The organism is Noviherbaspirillum sp. Root189 (assembly GCF_001428545.1).
In the GTDB taxonomy this organism is placed as follows: domain Bacteria; phylum Pseudomonadota; class Gammaproteobacteria; order Burkholderiales; family Burkholderiaceae_D; genus Noviherbaspirillum.
Window position 1 is genome coordinate 127,419 of record NZ_LMHZ01000034.1, and the last position, 18,530, is coordinate 145,948.

The 18,530-nt window shown below is 58.5% G+C and carries 18 protein-coding genes; 13 read left to right on the forward strand and 5 right to left on the reverse strand.

The features are described from left to right. The first annotated feature begins 185 nt into the window (after positions 1 to 185). From ASE07_RS19245 to ASE07_RS19270, 7 genes are all read left to right on the forward strand, one after another. Entirely contained in the window at positions 186 to 482 is a 297-nt protein-coding gene (locus tag ASE07_RS19245) for a hypothetical protein (RefSeq protein WP_156396800.1), read from the forward strand. 395 nt (positions 483 to 877) lie between these two features. Then, on the forward strand, positions 878 to 1,252 hold the full coding sequence (locus ASE07_RS19250; protein ID WP_156396801.1) for a hypothetical protein: 375 nt from the start codon (positions 878 to 880) through the stop codon (positions 1,250 to 1,252). Then, positions 1,222 to 2,445, forward strand: a complete 1,224-nt coding sequence (locus tag ASE07_RS28980) for a hypothetical protein (RefSeq protein ID WP_057292434.1) — start codon at positions 1,222 to 1,224, stop codon at positions 2,443 to 2,445. Before ASE07_RS19250 ends, ASE07_RS28980 begins: the two co-directional genes overlap by 31 nt. A gap of 161 nt (positions 2,446 to 2,606) precedes the next feature. Then, entirely contained in the window at positions 2,607 to 2,999 is a 393-nt protein-coding gene (locus tag ASE07_RS19260) for an Hpt domain-containing protein (RefSeq protein WP_057292435.1), read from the forward strand. A 95-nt stretch (positions 3,000 to 3,094) separates the two neighbouring features. Then, entirely contained in the window at positions 3,095 to 4,315 is a 1,221-nt protein-coding gene (locus tag ASE07_RS19265) for an MFS transporter (RefSeq protein WP_057292436.1), read from the forward strand. 82 nt (positions 4,316 to 4,397) lie between these two features. Continuing rightward, on the forward strand, positions 4,398 to 4,526 hold the full coding sequence (locus ASE07_RS30415; protein ID WP_268793447.1) for a hypothetical protein: 129 nt from the start codon (positions 4,398 to 4,400) through the stop codon (positions 4,524 to 4,526). Continuing rightward, positions 4,517 to 5,722, forward strand: a complete 1,206-nt coding sequence (locus ASE07_RS19270; protein WP_057292437.1) for a pyridoxal phosphate-dependent aminotransferase — start codon at positions 4,517 to 4,519, stop codon at positions 5,720 to 5,722. Before ASE07_RS30415 ends, ASE07_RS19270 begins: the two co-directional genes overlap by 10 nt. Here ASE07_RS19270 and ASE07_RS19275 read toward each other — a convergent pair. Further along, positions 5,706 to 6,032 (reverse strand): sensor histidine kinase, encoded by a 327-nt coding sequence (locus ASE07_RS19275; protein ID WP_082584297.1) that lies wholly within the window; start codon positions 6,030 to 6,032, stop codon positions 5,706 to 5,708. The two genes, ASE07_RS19270 and ASE07_RS19275, sit on opposite strands and share 17 nt — an antisense overlap. 146 nt (positions 6,033 to 6,178) lie before the next feature. Between ASE07_RS19275 and ASE07_RS19280 the strand changes: the two genes are divergently transcribed. Beyond that, on the forward strand, positions 6,179 to 6,394 hold the full coding sequence (locus ASE07_RS19280; protein ID WP_057292439.1) for a DUF3717 domain-containing protein: 216 nt from the start codon (positions 6,179 to 6,181) through the stop codon (positions 6,392 to 6,394). Between the two features lie 161 nt (positions 6,395 to 6,555). On the opposite strand, the gene ASE07_RS19285 is transcribed toward ASE07_RS19280, so the two are convergent. Together ASE07_RS19285 and ASE07_RS19290 are read right to left on the reverse strand one after the other, a co-directional pair. After that, positions 6,556 to 8,055, reverse strand: a complete 1,500-nt coding sequence (locus ASE07_RS19285; protein WP_057292440.1) for a B12-binding domain-containing radical SAM protein — start codon at positions 8,053 to 8,055, stop codon at positions 6,556 to 6,558. 502 nt (positions 8,056 to 8,557) lie between these two features. After that, positions 8,558 to 10,240, reverse strand: coding sequence for a long-chain fatty acid--CoA ligase (locus ASE07_RS19290; protein ID WP_057292551.1), 1,683 nt, complete (start codon positions 10,238 to 10,240; stop codon positions 8,558 to 8,560). 188 nt (positions 10,241 to 10,428) lie between these two features. Between ASE07_RS19290 and gstA the strand changes: the two genes are divergently transcribed. Together gstA and ASE07_RS19300 are read left to right on the forward strand one after the other, a co-directional pair. Then, positions 10,429 to 11,040: a glutathione transferase GstA gene (gene gstA, locus ASE07_RS19295; RefSeq protein ID WP_057292441.1), complete on the forward strand. Its 612-nt coding sequence runs from the start codon at positions 10,429 to 10,431 to the stop codon at positions 11,038 to 11,040. A 94-nt stretch (positions 11,041 to 11,134) separates the two neighbouring features. After that, positions 11,135 to 12,304, forward strand: coding sequence for a patatin-like phospholipase family protein (locus ASE07_RS19300; protein WP_057292442.1), 1,170 nt, complete (start codon positions 11,135 to 11,137; stop codon positions 12,302 to 12,304). A 45-nt stretch (positions 12,305 to 12,349) separates the two neighbouring features. Here the strand turns inward: ASE07_RS19300 and ASE07_RS19305 are convergent, their stop codons facing one another. Then, positions 12,350 to 13,264: a LysR family transcriptional regulator gene (locus tag ASE07_RS19305; protein WP_057292443.1), complete on the reverse strand. Its 915-nt coding sequence runs from the start codon at positions 13,262 to 13,264 to the stop codon at positions 12,350 to 12,352. 154 nt (positions 13,265 to 13,418) lie between these two features. On the opposite strand from ASE07_RS19305, the gene ASE07_RS19310 reads away from it, so the two are divergent. The 3 genes from ASE07_RS19310 to ASE07_RS19320 all read left to right on the forward strand — a co-directional run bounded on the left by ASE07_RS19310 (position 13,419) and on the right by ASE07_RS19320 (position 17,310). Then, positions 13,419 to 13,853: a DoxX family protein gene (locus ASE07_RS19310; protein ID WP_057292444.1), complete on the forward strand. Its 435-nt coding sequence runs from the start codon at positions 13,419 to 13,421 to the stop codon at positions 13,851 to 13,853. Between the two features lie 73 nt (positions 13,854 to 13,926). Further along, entirely contained in the window at positions 13,927 to 14,721 is a 795-nt protein-coding gene (ygiD, locus tag ASE07_RS19315) for a 4,5-DOPA dioxygenase extradiol (RefSeq protein ID WP_235548532.1), read from the forward strand. 309 nt (positions 14,722 to 15,030) lie between these two features. Next, positions 15,031 to 17,310, forward strand: coding sequence for a two-component system response regulator (locus tag ASE07_RS19320; RefSeq protein WP_082584298.1), 2,280 nt, complete (start codon positions 15,031 to 15,033; stop codon positions 17,308 to 17,310). Positions 17,311 to 17,323: 13 nt separating this feature from the next. On the opposite strand, the gene cysE is transcribed toward ASE07_RS19320, so the two are convergent. After that, positions 17,324 to 18,175 (reverse strand): serine O-acetyltransferase, encoded by an 852-nt coding sequence (gene cysE / locus ASE07_RS19325; protein WP_057292446.1) that lies wholly within the window; start codon positions 18,173 to 18,175, stop codon positions 17,324 to 17,326. Between the last annotated feature and the right edge of the window lie 355 nt (positions 18,176 to 18,530).

Sequence of the window (18,530 nt, forward strand, 5' to 3'; positions counted from 1 at the left end):
CCTGTTTTCCACCCTGCGTCTGCGTCTCTTTGTGTCCGCTCAAACTGCGCTGCTAAGTCCCTGCTTTTTCCATGCACGGATAGGCGAGCCGGGAAAAAATGACATAAGTGTTCGATCCTGACGTATCGACTAATGCAATGAGTTTGCCTTTTCTACCGGGGCTAATACCAATCCCAATCTGACATGTGACAAATGAGATCGATGGTCTTTTTGACTGGCAAGGCGCAGGAAGAGTCAATAGCGGGCTATTGACGACGAGTGCAACGCCAGCAGGCGGCTCGGCGCCCCCGGAAAAAGACACGATCTCATGGTGCGTGACGGGTTGGGATCAGCGATTTTTCGGTATCGACCGCGAGTACCGGTTTGCCCTCGGCATGCAACTGCAAGTAATAGCGCTCATCTTCCGCCTGGAGTTGGTTGTGATGAACGTCAACGTTGCATCATCGTGGAAAACACCGCTGCATTCCGGATGGAAACTTTGAAACCAATGGTTACAAGATCATGCACCGACGCTTAATTGTTATCAAGAACCTATCGGGGCATACCCTGCATCATGGCACTACAAGTTTTCCAGCTTCTGTTCTGCAGGAAAGACTTTGACTTGCGAAGCACCGTGCCGCCGCAGCCTTGGCAAGCGGTCGGCCACCATTGATTTCCGATCTGGCGACAACCGTATCTGGCCAGACCGTAACACAGCACAACGAATGAAAGGCTTTCAATGATTTCCTTATCCAAGGACATGCAACAGCATGGCGCCGCGATGGCGTTGACACTACAGGGAGCAAGCGTATGAAATTGACGCGTCTTGATATCAAGCCGATTTGCCTTGCACTGATTACTGCAGGCGTATTGAGCGCCTGCGGCGGCGGAGGTGGTGGTGACAGCGTTGCACCGAGTACGGGCACTGGCGGCACAGGCACTGGCGATACAGGTACTGGTGGTACGGGTACTGGTGGTACGGGTACTGGTGGTACGGGTACTGGCGGTACAGGCACTGGTGGTACAGGCACTGGTGGTACGGGTACTGGCGGTACAGGCACTGGTGGTACAGGCACTGGCGGTACGGGTACTGGCGGTACAGGCACTGGTGGCACAGGTACCGGTGGTACAGGCACTGGCGGTACGGGTACCGGCGGTACAGGCACTGGCGGCACCGATGGTGCAACTTCGACCACCATGTCTTGCCCCGAAGGCGCTGGCTTTCAGTGCAGCGGAAGCACGGTGCTGGCAAGGGAAAACGGCATTATCCTGACCAATTCCGGCGTTCAGGCATACGGCACGTCGACCAGCGATCTTGCCAATCCGATTGTGATCAAGACAGGCGCATTCGGCTTCGCATTACCAACCAGCGAGGCAGCCAACGGTGTCGCCGAAGTGCGGGTTGCAAAGGATCCGACAACGGGCAAGATTTCTTCGCGGGCGCTCATTCTGCGGAATCTGGGTTTGACATGGGATAGCGTAAAGGATCGTCCGCCCATCCTTGAAACGTTTAATCCAACGGCGGGAATTACCAGACTGGACGAGGCCGGCCGTATTGTTGTTTCCGGTGCCCTGCCCAGCCCGTCGGACCTAAGCTATTACGACTTTGGCACAAAGGGCCCTTTGGGAACGCAAGCAAACTATGCCAACAACCGTTACTTCCCACGCAGTGCGCCGTCACGATGCGCTCCGGAAGTGCCGCCAGCCAACTGCGCCACCACCGAGACCGTTGAGCCAACGCGCACACCGACTGGTGACTGGCGCAGTGGCGGCATCCGGCCCGATTCGACTAGTTTTATTCGCGTACATGAAGATGGCGATGTTCACGCAGGCAACGGCCCGAACGGCACCATTCTGGAAGGTGGCAATGGCATCGGCGTTCCTTTCCCCGGTTCAAAGGGCTACCGGAGCTTCGATAACCTTAGTTTCCAATACACCAATCTAAGCACCTGGCTCACGCAGGATACGGTGTGGATTGAGGAATGGGCAAAGCGTGGCAACGAACACAACAAGAACCGTCGCGGCGTAATTACCTATGGCGACGTGACGAACCCAGCTTCCGTCCCAACTACCGGCACGGCGAGCTATGCGGGCTTCGCTTATGGTTACTATGCTGGTAACCGCACAGTAGATCCATCGGTGTTCCGCGGCAATGCCACTATGACTGTCAACTTCGCCACCCGCGCGGTCACGATTACCGTTCAGAACGCCACTACCGAGGACTCCGCAGGAGCGCCGGTGCCGGTCAACTTCACGACCACCACAACGATGGGCGCAGCCGGAAGCAACCTGACCAACTTCCTTTCCGGCGCGGTGAGCAGTGGCGCACTATCCGGACAGCTTGGCGGACGCTACTTCGGCCCGCTCGCTGGCAATGCGCCAATCGAAATCGGTGGTACGTTCCAGATGTCCAACGCAGGCAGCGGCCAGACCGTCATCGGTGGATTCATGGGCCGCAAACAGTAAATCGAAAAATTTACCGCAGGGCTAAGCCGCAAGGAAGTTCTTCCTTGCGGCTTTTTATTATTCCAATAAAATCTTTCCCAATGCCATTGAACGATTCCGGAATGGCGCATGTAAGCGTGTAACATACGATTCCAATCAATCGCACTGATCGTGTTCACGCCGTGTCAAGCTCGCCAGCGTCCGCCGTATTCAATCCCGAAGAACTGATTTCCCTGATCGCCGCTGATCCTGCCTACAGGGAAATCGTCCTTACCCTTCTCACCACCATCGTCGAGAATGGCACGCAGCCATTGGACGAGTCGTGGCAGGCCTGGCGTGACGGCCGCACAGTGGATGCCGCCCGGCTGTTGCACAAGGTCCGCGGTTCGCTTGGTTCGTTTGGACTTAAACGCTTTTCCGCGATTGCGCTGGAACTGGAACTGACGCTGAGCCACGATCCTGCCACGGTTACCCAATTGTTCACCGACACCCGGGCGGAGTTGCAAGCCGCAATCGACGCTATCCGCAGCTGGCTCAAGGGGCAATCGCAGCCGACACCGGGGACGGAAGGCTAGGCCCCTACGCGCAACAGGCCCGGTAAAACCGGCAGGCCACATGTTTTTGTGCTTTGCGATAAACTCGATTCCCCTCCTTGTAACGAGAACTCGCCATGCTGACCGCTAGCCGCCCGCCCCAACTGAAGACTGTGCTCATCGCCGCCGGCGCGGTATTGACGCTTGCCATGGGGGTGCGCCACGGTTTCGGCTTCTGGCTGCAACCCATTTCGCAAGCCTACGGCTGGACACGCGAAACCTTTTCACTGGCGATGGCCTTGCAAAACCTGATGTGGGGCGCGTTCGCCCCGTTCGCCGGAATGGCCGCCGACCGTTTTGGCACGGCGCGCGTGGTGATCGTTGGCGCGCTCTGTTATGCCGGCGGCCTGTTATGGATGGCCACGGTGGCGCAACCCACGCTTTTTGTGATCGGCTCGGGCGTACTGATCGGCGCCGCGCTTGCCTGTACCGCCTTCGGCGCGGTCAGCGGCATCATCGGCCGCACCGCACCTGAACACAGGCGCTCCTGGGCCTTCGGTATTTCATCGGCCGCCAGTTCCTTCGGCCAGTTTGTAATGATGCCGGTCGAACAACAGATGATCTCCATTACCGGCTGGCAAACCGCGTTTTACCTGCTGGCCGCGCTGGTGGTGCTGGTCATGTTGCCGATGGCCTTCGGCCTGCGCGAAATGCCGGTGCAAAAAGCCAGCGGCAGTGAACAGAGCATCATGGAAGCCACACGCGAGGCATTCGCCTACCGTCCTTTCCTGCTGCTGGTCGCAGGCTATTTCGTGTGCGGCTTCCAGGTGGTGTTCATCGGCGTGCATATGCCTTCCTACCTGAAAGACAAGGGCATCATGGATCCGGGTGTGGCCGTCATGGCGTTGGCGCTGATCGGCCTGTTCAATATCTTCGGCTCTTACTACGCGGGCAAACTCGGCGGCATGCTGCCGAAACGCTATCTGCTGTCCTCCATCTACCTTACCCGCGCAGTGGTGATTTCCCTGTTCCTGCTGGCGCCGCTGACCAACTGGTCGGTCTATGTGTTCGCCTGCGCAATGGGCTTGCTGTGGCTGTCGACCGTGCCGCTCACCAATGGCGTGATCGCCGGCATCTTCGGCGTCAAATACCTGTCGATGCTATCCGGCTTCGTGTTCTTTTCCCACCAGGTCGGCAGTTTCCTGGGGGTGTGGCTGGGCGGTTTTCTGTTCACCCGCGACGGCAGCTACAATACCGTATGGGGCATCACGATTGCGCTCGGCGTCTTTGCCGCGCTGATCAACCTGCCCATCAATGAAAAGGCGATTGTCCGACCGCCACAACCGGCGCTCGTCTGAGGCCAGCATCCGTGAATCCGTGAGGGCGCCTGTGAGCAATAGCGTTAACAGCACGCAAAACAGTAATAGCAGCAACAGCACCATGCGCAAGCGTGTCGTCCGGCTGCTCCTCGGCGCCATCGGTGCCGCCGTGCTGGCGCTTGCGTTTATCGCTTACCTGCGTCCTTCCTTTGTTGTCGACCTTGCCAACCGTATCGTCTTATGCTTTTGAATCGCACTACTCCACCCGCTGCGCGATCCGCCGTGCAGGCCCTGGGCGCATCGCGCATCCGTGAAGTCGCCAACGCCGGCATCGGCCTGTCCGATGTGCTGCCGTTCTGGTTCGGCGAACCGGACCAGGAAACGCCGGCGTTCATTCGCGAAGCGGCAAAGGCATCGCTGGACGCAGGCGATACTTTTTATACGCATAACTTTGGTATCCCGCCGCTGCGCGAGGCGATTGCAGCGTATGTGTCGCGGCTGCACAAGCCGACCGATATGAGTCGCGTCGCCGTTACCTCCTCCGGCGTATCGGCATTGATGCTGTTGTCACAGCTGATTATCCAGCCGGGCGACCGCGTGGTGGCGGTGACGCCGTTGTGGCCGAACCTGGTCGAAATTCCGAAAATCCTCGGTGCGGAAGTGGTCAAGGTACCGCTGCGCTTTGGTCAGACCTGGGAACTGGATGTCCAGCAATTGCTGGATGCGCTGACGCCTGGCACGCGCGCGGTGCTGATCAACTCGCCGAACAATCCGACCGGCTGGGTCATCACCCGCGAGCAGCAGGAAATCCTCCTCGCGCATTGCCGGCAGCATGGCATCTGGATCCTGTCCGATGACGTGTATGAGCGACTGGTCTACGATAGCCCACCGGGCGAATCAGGCGAACCGGGTACCCGTTCCTGCGCACCGTCCTTCCTGGACCTGGCTGACGAGCAGGACCGGCTGGTATCGGCCAACAGTTTTTCAAAATCCTGGCTGATGACCGGCTGGCGACTTGGCTGGGTCGTTGCACCGCAAGCCTTGATGGCCGATCTGGGCAAGCTGATTGAATACAACACTTCCTGTGCACCGGGTTTCGTGCAACGCGGCGGCATTGTCGCGGTGGAACGCGGCGACGAAATCATCGCGCATACCATCGAGCGCTATCGCGCGGCGCGCGATTTCCTGTACACCCGGCTCAATGCAATGCCGGGCATTATCGCGCCCAAGTCCAAAGGCGCGATGTACCTGTTTTTCCGGGTCGAGGGCGTCGACGATACGCTGGCGTTGTGCAAACGTCTGGTGACTGAGGCGCGGGTAGGACTGGCGCCGGGCAGCGCTTTTGGACCGGAAGGCGAAGGCTATATCCGCTGGTGCTTCGCCAGCTCGCTTGACCGGCTGGAAGAAGGCTGCCAGCGACTTGAACAATTCATGGCAAGGCAGTAATACTAGGCAGCGTGAAATAAAACCGCGTGCCCTCACCGGCCTCGCTCTCCGCCCAGATTCTTCCTTTGTGCTGTTCGATAATGGCTTTGGCAACCGACAAACCCAGTCCCGTACCCAGTCGCCTAGTCAACTCGGCTTGCCAGAAACGGTCAAAGATCTTTTCCAGGTTTTGCGGGGGAATACCTTCACCGGTATCCGAAACGCAAAAGGTCACACTCTTGTCACCTCCTTCAACCGACACCGTGACCTTGCCGCCGGCGGCGGTAAATTTGAGTGCATTGCTAATCAGGTTGTCGAGCACCTGGAAGATCCGGCTCTTTTCTTTATATGTTTATCCGGTGCAGGATGCCGGTGAACAGGGCTTTGATGATAACAAGGGAACAAGAAAACGAGAGCGCTTGGGCGGTCTATTCCCACACTGACTGTGCCAAGTGTTTAGTGTTTTACAATAGCCGCATGGACATTACTCTTCCCGAACTCGAACAAGCGATCAACTATTGGCGCTCGCTGCGCCCCTCCAGCGGCGAGGAACGCGCCTTGTCGCCTGAAGTCAATGCGCTGGCCACCGTGTATGCGCTCATGATTTTCAACAAGGCCAGATCGTTACCCTTGTCCGATCTGGACCAGAACGCGCGCCAGTTACTCGAGCAATGGCGGACCGGCACCAAGTGAATACGCGTTTTCCCTGATGCAATGTATGCCAGTATCGTCGCCGGCATGTCACATGTCCTTGCGCAGGATGCGGTGTGTGTATCGGATGGCGGCCGTGTCACGGCGGTGCCGAAACCGCTGCAGTCGGTCGTGCCTGAAATCCTGCCTTTAAAAAAGCGAAATCAGGCCGCAAGATGCCGTGCCTGGCGCTGCGGCGCAGCATCGGCCTTGACTGCCTTGGCATCCGCTTTCGGCTTTGCCTTGTGTGCCTGTCCCGCATAGTCGCTATCCACCAGGGTCGATGCCTCATCGCCAGCCATGCCGCGGCTGCCCAGCCATTGCACGACCAGCGCGGCGAGTTTGTCGAGTGCGATACGGTGAGTTGCGTCGGTATGCGCATACAGCCAGTCCGACAACGCCATGAAATTGGCAAACGGTGCATTGCCGAGAACCACGGGCAGCGTATTGGCAAAGCGCCCCGAGTTGGCGACCAAATCCCAGTAGCGTGCAAAGCGCACCAGACGCTGCATGGTGGCGAAATCAATACGGTCGGTCGCGAGGATGGTGTAAGGCGGATACGGATCGAACACCATGCCATAGGCCTGGGTATGCCGGATGATAGGCGTGCCGCGCAGGCGCTTGAGGATGCCGAATTGGATTTCGTGCGGCGCCAACGTCACCAGCTGATCAAAGCCGCGCGCAAAACTGTCGAGGTCTTCCCCTGGCAAGCCGGCGATCAGATCCACATGCAGGTGCGCATGCGAGTGTTCACGCAGCCAGCGAATGTTGGCGGCGGACTTGTCATTGTTTTGCTTGCGGCTGATGATGCCCTGGACTTCCGGATTGAAGCTCTGTATTCCGATTTCGAACTGCAGCGTCCCCGGAGGAAATTGCTGGATCGCTTCCTTCAATGCATCCGGCAAATGATCGGGCACGACCTCGAAATGCGCGAACACCGGATCATCAGGATGCGCAGCAAGCTTGTCGAGGAAGAACTGCATGATCCTCAGGCTGGCCTTGATATTCAGGTTGAAAGTGCGATCAACGAATTTGAACAGCCGCGCACCGCGTGCATGCAGCGATTCGAGTTCGGCAAGAAAGGCATCGAGGTCGAATGGCCACGCGGTCTTGTCGAGCGAGGACAGGCAGAATTCACATTTGAACGGACAGCCGCGAGAAGCCTCAACATACAGCGTGCGATGGGCAATGTCCTGATCGGTATAGGCGGCATACGGCAGCTTGATGTCCTCCAGTGGCGGCTGCACGCCGGCATGGACTTTCATCAGCGGTTTCGGGCCATGCAAGATTTTCCGGCACAGCGCAGGGAAGGTCACATCGCCCCAGCCAGTCACCAGGTAGTCGGCCAGTTGCACGATGTGCTGCTCCTGGGATTCATACGACACCTCCGGTCCACCGAGCACGATCGTGACCTGCGGCGCCACGCGCTTGAGCAGCGCGACCACGCGCGTGGTTTCCTCGACATTCCAGATATACACTCCGAAGCCGATAATGCGTGGCTGGTGGGCAAGCAAGCGTTCGACGACGTCGGTGGTTTTTGCGCCGATGACGAATTCCTGCAATTGTGTGGTTTCACGCAAATCGCCCATATTGGCAAGCAGGTAACGCAGCCCGAGGGAGGCGTGCGTATAGCGGGCGTTGAGGGTGGACAGCAGGATGGTCATGGGGAAACGGCGGGTGAGCGAGGGGGTATTTTACGCCGGTCCGGAGAGGGGTGATTGGATTGGGTGGTGGTGCTGGTGGAATGACAAGTGTTGGGGGATTTGAATTTGTGCGGTTGAACCCATCCCCACCCTAACCCTCCCCTTGAAGGGGAGGGAACGTTCTTGATGCTGGAAGGTAATGCGGATGGATTACCGCCAGCAGAAAGCACCGTTCGGGCAAAGCCACGGCAGCGCAGCGGCGATCAGCAATGCGATGCGCAGCGAGCGAGCCGAAGTTCCTTCCCCTTCAAGGGGAGGGCCAGGGTGGGGATGGGTTTAATCCCCCTGTGCAGACGCCAAAAGAGCGCGGGCCAAAACGGATAAAGAAGCGAAACCTGTCTGAGCCGCAGGCGAGTTTGTTTCGCTTCCCGTTTTGGCCCCGGGGCCAGTCCCGGCAAGCTCGATCGAAGAACTAACAGTACTGAATCACCGAAGAAAAAACGAAAGAAAGAAAGCCCAACCCCTACCCCTGCTTCTCCATCTCCATCTCCTTCTCCTGCAAACTCCTCCACATCACCTTCCCCGTAGCCGACTTCGGCAACGCCTCCACAAACTCCACCACCTTCGGCACCTTATAAGCCGCCATCTTCTCCTGCGCCCACTTGGTGATATCCTCCCCTGTCACATCAACCCCGGCCCGCTTGACGATCACCGCCTTCACCGTCTCCCCGCGATACGCATCTCGCGCCGCGATAATGCAGCACTCCTGCACCGCCGGATGCTGATACATCATCGACTCCACCTCCGCCGGCCACACCTTGAAGCCACTCGCGTTAATCATCCGCTTGAGCCGGTCGGTAAAGAAGAAATATCCCTCCTCGTCCATATACCCCAGATCACCCGAACGGAAGAACCGCTTCCCATCCAGCTCGGCAAACGCTTCCGCCGTTTTCTTCGGATCGTTCCAGTACCCCTGAAACACCTGCGGCCCATGAATCCAGATCTCACCATTCTCGCCCTGCGGCACTTCCTTCAGCGTCACCGGATCGACAACACGCGAATCCACATTCAGGTAAGGCACGCCCAGGCACTGCTGCTTCATATGATTGGGCGGATTCACATGCGAAGCCGCCATCGTCTCCGACAGTCCATAGCCTTCCATGTACTTCTGACCGGTGAGGTCAAGCAGCTTCTGCGCAATCGCCGCTGGCATCGCCGCACCGCCGCCCGACACCCGCTGCAAACGCGAGATGTCGTATTCGGCCAGACGCGGATTCGACAGGAAGTCGATCATCATGGTCGGGATGAGCGTCCAGGTCGTCACCTTGTAGCGCGTGATCAGCTGACCGGCCGCGTCCCGATCCCAGCGCGGCAGCACCACAATCGCACCACCGGTGTAAATCATGGCATTCATCACCGACTGCATGCCGGTCACATGGAAGAACGGCAGCACCGCCAGCGTGACATGATCAGGCGCCATCGGCCCCGACCAGGTGGGACTCGCCACCGCATTGAACATCACCGAGCCGTGCGTATGCACACAACCCTTGGGCTTGCCGGTCGTGCCCGAGGTATAGGGCATGCATGCGAGATCATCCGGCCCGGCTTCATGCGGGCGCGGGGCATGGCGTGCGGCGAGCGCTTCTTTCCACGGCACGACACCCGATGCGGCGGGCACGCCGTAAGGCGCACGCACGAAGTCCGGCACGTTGAGGTCGGTCGGCGAAATCAGGTAATCGGAATAAGCGGCAACAATCACCTGCGACAGGCTGCTCTTGCCGACCAGCGGTGCAATACGCGAAAAAATTTCCTGCGACACCAGCGCCGTCGTCGCACCGCTGTCATCGACATAATGCTGCAGCTCATCGGTCATCAGCATGGGATTGACCGGCACCACCATCGCATCCGCGCGCATGATTGCGTAATACGCGATGATGAACTGCGGGCTGTTCTGCATGTTCAGCAGCACGCGATCGCCGCGCTTGATGCCGCAGACCTGCTGCAGGTAACCGGCAAGCGCCAGCACTTCATCATGCACTTGCGCATAACTGAGCACCGTGTCGTAGAAAATGATGGCCGGCTTGTCGGGATAGCGCATCGCGGCAACCTGCAGGTTCACATAGACACTGGTCGCCGGTGTCGTGATTGCATGGGGCAGGCCCGTTGGCCAATGCGCGTAGTGAGGGGCATAGTGAGGGGCGTTCATTGTCTCCGTCTCGTTTTTATAATGGAAATTCATTATAGGGTGCACGGCCTCCGTTTGCATACGTGGGATGCGCGAGGCCAGCAGCACGATTCTGCACTCTGGGCTACCATCAGGACTGTCAACGAGTTCACAATTTGATATGCATTAAACCCGACTCGTCCGCGCATCATTCCTTAAGGAGCAATTGCATGAAACTGTACTTTTCCCCCGGTGCCTGTTCGCTGTCGCCCCATATCGTGCTGCAGGAACTCGGCATGCAATACGACACCGAAAAGGTCAATCTTGCAGACAAGAAAACCGCGAGCGGCGGTGACTACCGGCAGATTAACCCCAAGGGCTATGTGCCTGCGCTGCAACTCGATAATGGCGAAGTGCTGACCGAAGGACCGGCGATCGTGCAATACCTTGCCGACCAGATGCCGGAAAAACAGCTGGTCCCCAAAGCAGGCACGATGGAGCGCTATCGTCTGATGGAGTGGCTGAACTTTATCTCGACGGAAGTACACAAAGCGTTTTCGCCCTTGTTCAAGCCAACCACGCCGGACGAGACGAAGAAGACCGCGCTGGACACGCTGGCGACACGCATGGAATGGCTGGACAAGCAATTGCAGGGTCGCGATTACCTGACCGGCGCGCAATTCACGGTCGCCGACGCGTATCTGTTTACCGTGTTGAACTGGGCAGGCCATGTGAAGCTAGACCTCGCCCGCTGGCCCGCCGTGCACGCCTTCTTCGCGCGCGTCGGCGCACGTCCCGCCGTTCAGGCCGCGATGGTCGCGGAAGGTCTGCGCAAGGCTTGAGCAAAACATGGCTTGCGCAAAGTCTGAGCGGGCCTGAGCCAGCCACTTGCTGCGCACCGGTGTGGTGCGCAGCCATATCAGTAAGGAAAGCCATATGGCGACAACGATTGCCACTATCGGCGCCAGGCCACGCGTTGTGCTGGTGCTGCAAGGCGGCGGCGCGCTCGGCGCTTACCAGGCCGGCGTTTACCAGGCCTTGCATGAGCACGGCCTGACACCGGACTGGGTCGTCGGAACCTCGATCGGCGCAATCAATGCGGCACTGATTGCGGGTAATGAGCGCGCAAATCGCCTCACGCGCGTGCGGCAGTTCTGGAACGAAGTGGCGCAAAACGACTTGCTCGATATGCGCAGCGTGCCGGATTCGGTACGCCAGTTCAACATCATGCTGACCACCTGGAATGCGATGACGCATGGCGTTCCGGGATTCTTTCTGCCGCGCTGGGGTAATCCCTTTGCCTTTGGCTGGCAGGTGCCGCCGGAGACCGCCAGCTTCTTCGATACCGGTCCCCTGCAAAACACACTGGCCCGCCTGATCGACCTGGAATACCTCAACAGTCCGGATGGCATCCGCCTGACTGTCAGCGCCATCCGTGTCAGCTGCGGCCTGCTCGACAACTTCGACACATCGCAGCAGCGGGTTGGCATCCCGCACATCATGGCCAGCGGCGCGTTGCCGCCGGGCTTTCCGCCGGTGCGCATCGATGACGAACTGTACTGGGATGGCGGCTTGTATTCCAATACCCCGCTGGAGACCGTGCTCGCCGATGAGCCGCGCGTCGATACCGTGTGTTTCATGGTCGATCTGTGGAGTGCGGAAGGGCCGGAGCCGAAGACATTGGAACAAGTGCAGACGCGGCAAAAGGATGTGATGTTCGCATCGCGTTCACAGCGCCATATCGACGCTTACCTGCGCGAACACACATTGCGGCGCACTGTCCGCATGCTGCGCGCCAAGCTGCCGGACGCCGCACTCAGCGCGGCCGAACAGCAGGAGATCGATGCGATCGGCGACGAGTCGACTATCCACATCGTGCGGCTCGCCTATGCGGGCCGCGACTGGCAGATGGCATCCAAGGACATCAATTTTTCGCGCGGCTCGGTTGAATGGCGCTGGGACCAGGGTTATCAGGACGCCATGCGTGCCATCGAACACGGTGCCTGGCGTATCCGCGCGCCCGAAGGCGCCGGCGTGCTGGTGCATGAAGTCGGACCGTCGGGGATTTGCGAGCGGAAGGAGCCAACGGCAAGATCGCGTGGTTGAAGACTGCGTGATGGTTGCGTGATGGTTGCGAAAAATACACGCGGCTTACGCCGGCAGATCGCGTTCCCATTCCGGGTTCTCGCCGAATCGCTCCAGCAGGAAATCAACAAAGGTACGCACTTTGGCCGACAAGTGACGCCGACTCGGATAGACCGCATAAATCGGCAGCGACGCCATGTCATAGTCGGACAGTAGCGGCACCAGCGTTTTGCTGCGCAACGCGTCAGCGACGATGAAGGAAGGCTGCACGATGATCCCCATGCCGGCAATTGCCGCTTCGCGCAACAGGTCACCGTTGTTCGCGTTGACCGTACCTTTGACCTTCGCGATATGCGTCTTGCCCTTGCGGCTGAAGTGCCATTCGCCACGCGTGGCCTGATAGCTGTAGATCAGGCAGGTATGGCTCGCTAGGTCTTCCGGCACACGCGGCGTACCCTGTTTCTTCAGGTAGGAAGGCGAGGCGCAGACCATGCTGCGTGCCGATGCGAATTGCCGCGCCACCAGCGCGGAATCGCGTATGCGGCTGATGCGGATTGCCAGATCGAATCCTTCATCCACCAAGTCAACCATGCGGTCGGACAAGGTGATGTCGAGCGCGACGTCGGGATAGCGCTGACCGTACTCGCCCAACACCCGGCCAAGGTGATTGACGGCAAACGACACCGGTGCGCTGATACGCAGGGTACCCGCGGGTTTGGCGGCACTGCTGCCGGCCGCCAGTGTCGCTTCTTCCAGGTCTTGCAGTAGCTGCCTGCAACGTTCGAGATAATCGGTACCGGCTTCGGTCAGGCTCAGGCGGCGTGTGGTCCGATTGAACAAGCGCGCATTCAGATAAGCCTCAAGGTCGCCGATGTGGCGGGTAACCGAGGGATTCGACATGTCGAGCGCACGCGCCGCGCCGGACAGGCTGCCGATTTCCGCGACCTTGGCAAATACCTTCATCGATTGAAACAAATCCATTTCGCCTCCTGATTTCCCTATATTTTCACATACCGGAATAATTATTTTCTCATTGTCGTATTTTTCAGGAAAATGAAAAAGCCTACAGTACGTCCATCGATGCAGCGACCACAACACGACATCGCAAAAATTCTCCCTATTCGAAAGGACGATCATGAACAGTCAGCAACAATCCCTCTCGCTCTACGCGGCCAGCTTTCTCCGCATCACTTTGGGCATCGCCCTGTTGGCCCACGGCCTGCTGAAGGTTTTTGTCTTCACAATGCCTGGCACCGTCGGCTTTTTTGCCAGCCAGGGTTTTCCTGGGTGGATGGCTTACCCGGTTACCGCCATCGAATTGCTCGCCGGTGCCGCAATGATCGTCGGCTTCCATTCACGCATAGCGGCGGCGGTGTCGCTGCCGGTACTGTTGGGCGCACTATCGGTGCATATCGGTAACGGCTGGCTCTTCACAGCAAAGAACGGCGGCTGGGAATATCCGGCTTTTCTGGTAGCAAGCGCCGTCGTGGTGGCATTGCTGGGCGATGGCGCACTTGCCCTTTCGAACATCGGACGCCGGCAAGCGTCTCACCGATTACAGACTGCCTGATAGATCGTCATTTCACATGCCGGCCCGCCTTTTCAGCGTGGCCGGGCGGCAAAATGTCAACGGAAGGAAGATCATGGCCAATACCTCTCACATTCGCATGCCGGCCGTCTTTTTCGGCCATGGCAGCCCGATGAACGCAGTCGACGATAATGTTTACACCAGGGCATGGGAACAAATCGGGCTCAATATGCCGCGACCACAAGCCATCGTCGCGGTTTCCGCGCATTGGACCACCAGAGGCACTGCGGTGACCGCGATGGAATATCCGCCGACCATCCATGATTTCGGTGGCTTTCCGCAGGAATTGTTTGACATCCGGTATCCCGCGCCCGGCGACCCGGCGCTGGCGCGGCGGATACAGTCCTTGCTATCGCCCGTGTCGGTTCATCTTGATACGGAATGGGGGCTGGATCACGGGACATGGTCGGTACTGGTCAAAGCGTTTCCGAAAGCCGACATACCGGTCCTTCAGCTCAGCATCGATGCCACGCAGCCGAATGCATTCCATCTCGAACTCGGGCGTCGCCTCTCGGTGCTGCGCGACGAAGGCATATTGCTGATGGCAAGCGGCGACGTGGTGCACAATCTGCGAACCATGCGGCGCGGAACGACGCAAGGCTACGACTGGGCCGAACGTTTCAATACGCAGGTACGTGATGCATTGATGCGGGGCGACAACGACAAACTGGTCGATTACACCGCATGGGGAGACGATGCCGCCTTATCCGTTCCTACACCGGAACATTTCCTGCCGCTCCTTTACATTGCCGGCGCGCGGCGCGATGATGAAGACGTCAGCATTGCCGTCGATGGCATGGACCTCGGATCGGTCAGCATGTTGACAGCCGTCGTTGGGGCAAGGGCCTGAACTCCCTGTGCTGCATTGCATCTAATGATTGCGCCGGGCGCGGGTCATCGCCTCTCCGTGCGGCAAACGTCCCGTCTTGCTTTTCCGGTGACTGCACGGAGTGCGGCGATATAAGGTAGGCAGCAAGTGGCAGCGGCCAGCCCGTAGCATTGACGGATGCAAAGTTTCACTCACCTTCCGCAACTACATGATCAGCACATTGTATTGCCCGAATAGCGTTGCGTTTCCTGTTCCCGCACGACGCATCCAACACACCACACTGACCACGCATGCCAATCACCGGGTGTTGTTTGCAATGGGGATGACTGCATGAATGCCCCGGAACCAGACGTTACCTCTCCCCATACCATTCTCATGGTCGACGACACGCCGGCCAACCTGGCCTTGCTCGCGCACGTACTGGAAGAGCGTGGCGACCGCGTGCTGGTTGCGCAAGATGGCGACGAAGCGCTGCGCCGCGTGCAGTTCGTGCTGCCGGACCTGATCCTGCTCGATGTGATGATGCCGGGCATCGATGGTTTTACCACCTGCCGTCGACTGAAGGAAAACGAAGACTTGCGCGATGTCCCCGTCATCTTCATGACTGCCCTGTCGGAATGCGCGGACAAACTCGCCGGATTTACTGCAGGCGGCGTTGACTACGTCACCAAGCCCTTCCAGCTCGATGAAGTACTGGCACGCATCAATACTCATCTCGCTTTACGCACCGCACAGCGCAAGCTTGCCGAACAAAACGATATGCTGCAGCGTGAAGTCGCATTGCGACAGGAAATTGAAACCTATCTGCAACATGCCTACGATTTGCTTGAAGAAAGGGTCGCGTTACGCACCGGGGAACTGGCACGTGCCAACGCACAACTGATCGCTGAAATCGAAGAACGAAGGCGCATCGAAATGACCCTGCGCCGCAACGAAGTCCGCATGCGGCGCCTGGTCGAAGCCAACATCATCGGCGTCTATTTCTGGGAAGCGGACGGCAGGATCGCCGAAGCCAATGACGCATTTTTGCGCCTGCTCGGCTATACCCAGGAAGAGGTACAAGCTGGAAAGGTGCAATGGGATCACCTGTCCGCACCCGGGTACCAGGCAGAAACCGAACGCGGGCTGGCCGAACTGCGTGCGACGGGACGATTCTCGCCCTATGAAAAAGAATACTTGCGCAAGGATGGCACACGGGTGCCGGTCCTGATCGGCGGCGCTGTCATCAGCCGCCGCCGGGAAACAGGTGTGGCCTTTGTGCTCGACCTGAGTGAACGCAAGCGTGCCGAAGAACGTATCCGCTACATGGCGGATCATGATGCGCTAACAGGTTTGCCGAATCGTGCATTGCTGCGTGATCGCCTGCAGCAGGCACTCGCGCATGGTGGGCGCACAGAGACCCAGGTCGCGGTGATGTTCATCGACCTCGACTACTTCAAGCATATCAACGATTCACTTGGCCACGAAGTCGGCGACTGCCTGCTGCGCGATGTCGCCGAGCGCCTGCTGCATTGCGTACGTGAAGGCGACAGCGTGGCACGCCTGGGCGGCGATGAATTCGTGCTGGCCCTGCCGCTGATCGGCGACAGCAGTGATGCGGCGATGATCGCGCAAAAAGTGCTCGATGCCCTCGACGCGCCGTTTCACTGCGGCGACCATGAATTGCACGTTTCCGGCAGTATCGGCATCAGCCTGTTTCCGAACGATGGCACGGATGTCGAGACCTTGATGCGTACCGCAGACACGGCGATGTATTACGCCAAAGAAAAAGGCCGGGCCAACTACCAGTTCTTTACACAAAGCTTGAACAAGGCCGCACAACGCCGCCATCAGCTAACCAATGCCCTGCGCCATGCCTTGGCGCGCGAAGAGTTCACCCTGTTTTACCAGCCGCAGGTTGATCTGGAAACGGGCACCATTTTTTCTGCCGAAGCCTTGCTGCGCTGGAAGCGCAATGGCGATACACCGGTTGCCTGCAACGAATTCATCACCATCGCTGAAGAAACCGGACTGATCTTGCCGATTGGCGAATGGGTCTTGCGGCAAGCTTGCGAGCAGCTCAAGCGCTGGCACGAAAGCGGTTACACCGATCTGGTCATGGCAGTGAACCTGTCGCCACGCCAGTTCTTCCAGCCGAATTTTCAGGACATGATCATCGGGGTGCTGAACGACACAGGAATTCCGGCCGACCGGCTTGACCTGGAAATTACGGAAAGCATCCTGATGCAGCGCACCGAAGACAACGTCGCGACCTTGAAGCGCTTGTCCGGCATGGGTATCAAGCTGTCGATCGACGATTTTGGCACTGGGTATTCCAGCCTCGCTTACCTGCAGCGCTTTCCGGTCGATGCGCTCAAGATTGACCGCTCCTTTGTCAGCGGCATCGGCCAGGATTCGAATGACACCGCACTGGTCACTGCCATCATTTCCATGGCAAACAGCCTGCGGCTGAAGGTGCTGGCGGAGGGGGTCGAAACCCTGGAACAGGTCGATTTCCTGCAGAGCCACGGCTGTCCGTCGGCACAGGGCTATTACTACAGCAAACCCGTATCGGCTGAAGCCTTCACCGAACTGCTGCACCAGCAAAGCCGGCGCGTGATTGTCGCCTGAGCAGACTAACCACTCAAATTGTCTGGTCCATTTCCACCGAAGGACACGCCTGGTCGAGATGATGGCGAACCACGCGCGCCGGCACGCCGGCCACCGTGCAATGCGGCGGCACCGGGCGCAGGACGACGCTGCCCGCAGCCACCTTGCTCATCGTACCGACTTCGATATTGCCCAGTATCTTTGCACCCGCACCAATCATCACGCCACTGCGGATCTTGGGGTGACGGTCGCCATGCTCCTTGCCGGTGCCGCCCAGTGTGACGTTCTGCAGAATGGAGACATTGTCTTCGATGAGCGTCGTTTCGCCGATCACGATCCCGGTACCATGGTCGAACATGACTCCGCAACCGATACGCGCAGCGGGATGGATATCGACGGCGAATACCAGCGATGCCTGATTAGCAAGCGCTTGCGCCAGCGCCTGCCTGTGCTGCAGCCACAGCGCGTGCGCGATGCGGTAAGTCTGCAAGGCCTGGAAACCTTTCAGGTTCAGCAGCACGTGCAGATAATCACCGCAGGCGGGGTCGCGGGTTCTTACCGCGAACAGGTCCGCTGCAATGCGTGCCGTCACGTTATCGTCGATAAGGTCGGAAAACAGCGCATGCAAGGCTTGCTCGTCCATATCGGCGCTGGCCAGCCGCCGCGCCAGTACGGCGGCCATGGCGCCGGCCAGCCCGGTGTGGGCCAGCACCAGCGCCTGCAGCCGTGGCTGCAGGACCGCTTCGTGCTGCGCTACCTCTACCGCAGCGGCATGGATGTCCTGCCAGATCACGGCCGCTGGTGGTGCATCGGGCGTTTTTTCTTCAGCTTTCCCGAATGGAAACGGTACTACGGCGGTGGCTGTTCTACTTTGTAAGCTGTTCATCGGATTCCTTTACGTTTTTCTTCCTGTCATCACAGTGGAAAAACAACATGGCCGCAGGTCTTTCAACGCTGCGGCCATGGTTAGTCGACAAAAAACGTGCGCGTGCGCGTCAGCGAGTCGCCTTCCCAGGCCGACTGCGACAACAACCCGGCATGCGGGTGAAAACACTTTGCTTGTCCATTTGTCGAATCAAAAAGTAAATAAGCTTATGTATTATTCGATGGGACATTAAAGCATATTTCAGTTTTTTGCGTGCGTCGTGCATGCGCACTTGGGTGACCGCGCAAGTCAAGTTAAGTCAAGGTATGCATCTTGCAAGTGCATACCACTTTGTTCTTTGCAATTTGTTGGTAAC

Excerpts from the sequence above, each read along its gene's own strand:
- ASE07_RS19265 (WP_057292436.1), top strand. The coding sequence starts at position 3,095 with ATGCTGACCGCTAGCCGCCCGCCCCAACTGAAGACTGTGCTCATCGCC.
- ASE07_RS30415 (WP_268793447.1), top strand. The coding sequence starts at position 4,398 with ATGCGCAAGCGTGTCGTCCGGCTGCTCCTCGGCGCCATCGGTGCCGCC.
- ASE07_RS19270 (WP_057292437.1), top strand. The coding sequence starts at position 4,517 with ATGCTTTTGAATCGCACTACTCCACCCGCTGCGCGATCCGCCGTGCAG.
- ASE07_RS19280 (WP_057292439.1), top strand. The coding sequence starts at position 6,179 with ATGGACATTACTCTTCCCGAACTCGAACAAGCGATCAACTATTGGCGC.
- ASE07_RS19285 (WP_057292440.1), bottom strand. The coding sequence starts at position 8,055 with ATGACCATCCTGCTGTCCACCCTCAACGCCCGCTATACGCACGCCTCC.
- ASE07_RS19290 (WP_057292551.1), bottom strand. The coding sequence starts at position 10,240 with ATGAACGCCCCTCACTATGCCCCTCACTACGCGCATTGGCCAACGGGC.
- gstA (WP_057292441.1), top strand. The coding sequence starts at position 10,429 with ATGAAACTGTACTTTTCCCCCGGTGCCTGTTCGCTGTCGCCCCATATC.
- ASE07_RS19300 (WP_057292442.1), top strand. The coding sequence starts at position 11,135 with ATGGCGACAACGATTGCCACTATCGGCGCCAGGCCACGCGTTGTGCTG.
- ASE07_RS19305 (WP_057292443.1), bottom strand. The coding sequence starts at position 13,264 with ATGGATTTGTTTCAATCGATGAAGGTATTTGCCAAGGTCGCGGAAATC.
- ASE07_RS19310 (WP_057292444.1), top strand. The coding sequence starts at position 13,419 with ATGAACAGTCAGCAACAATCCCTCTCGCTCTACGCGGCCAGCTTTCTC.
- ygiD (WP_235548532.1), top strand. The coding sequence starts at position 13,927 with ATGGCCAATACCTCTCACATTCGCATGCCGGCCGTCTTTTTCGGCCAT.
- ASE07_RS19320 (WP_082584298.1), top strand. The coding sequence starts at position 15,031 with ATGAATGCCCCGGAACCAGACGTTACCTCTCCCCATACCATTCTCATG.
- cysE (WP_057292446.1), bottom strand. The coding sequence starts at position 18,175 with ATGAACAGCTTACAAAGTAGAACAGCCACCGCCGTAGTACCGTTTCCA.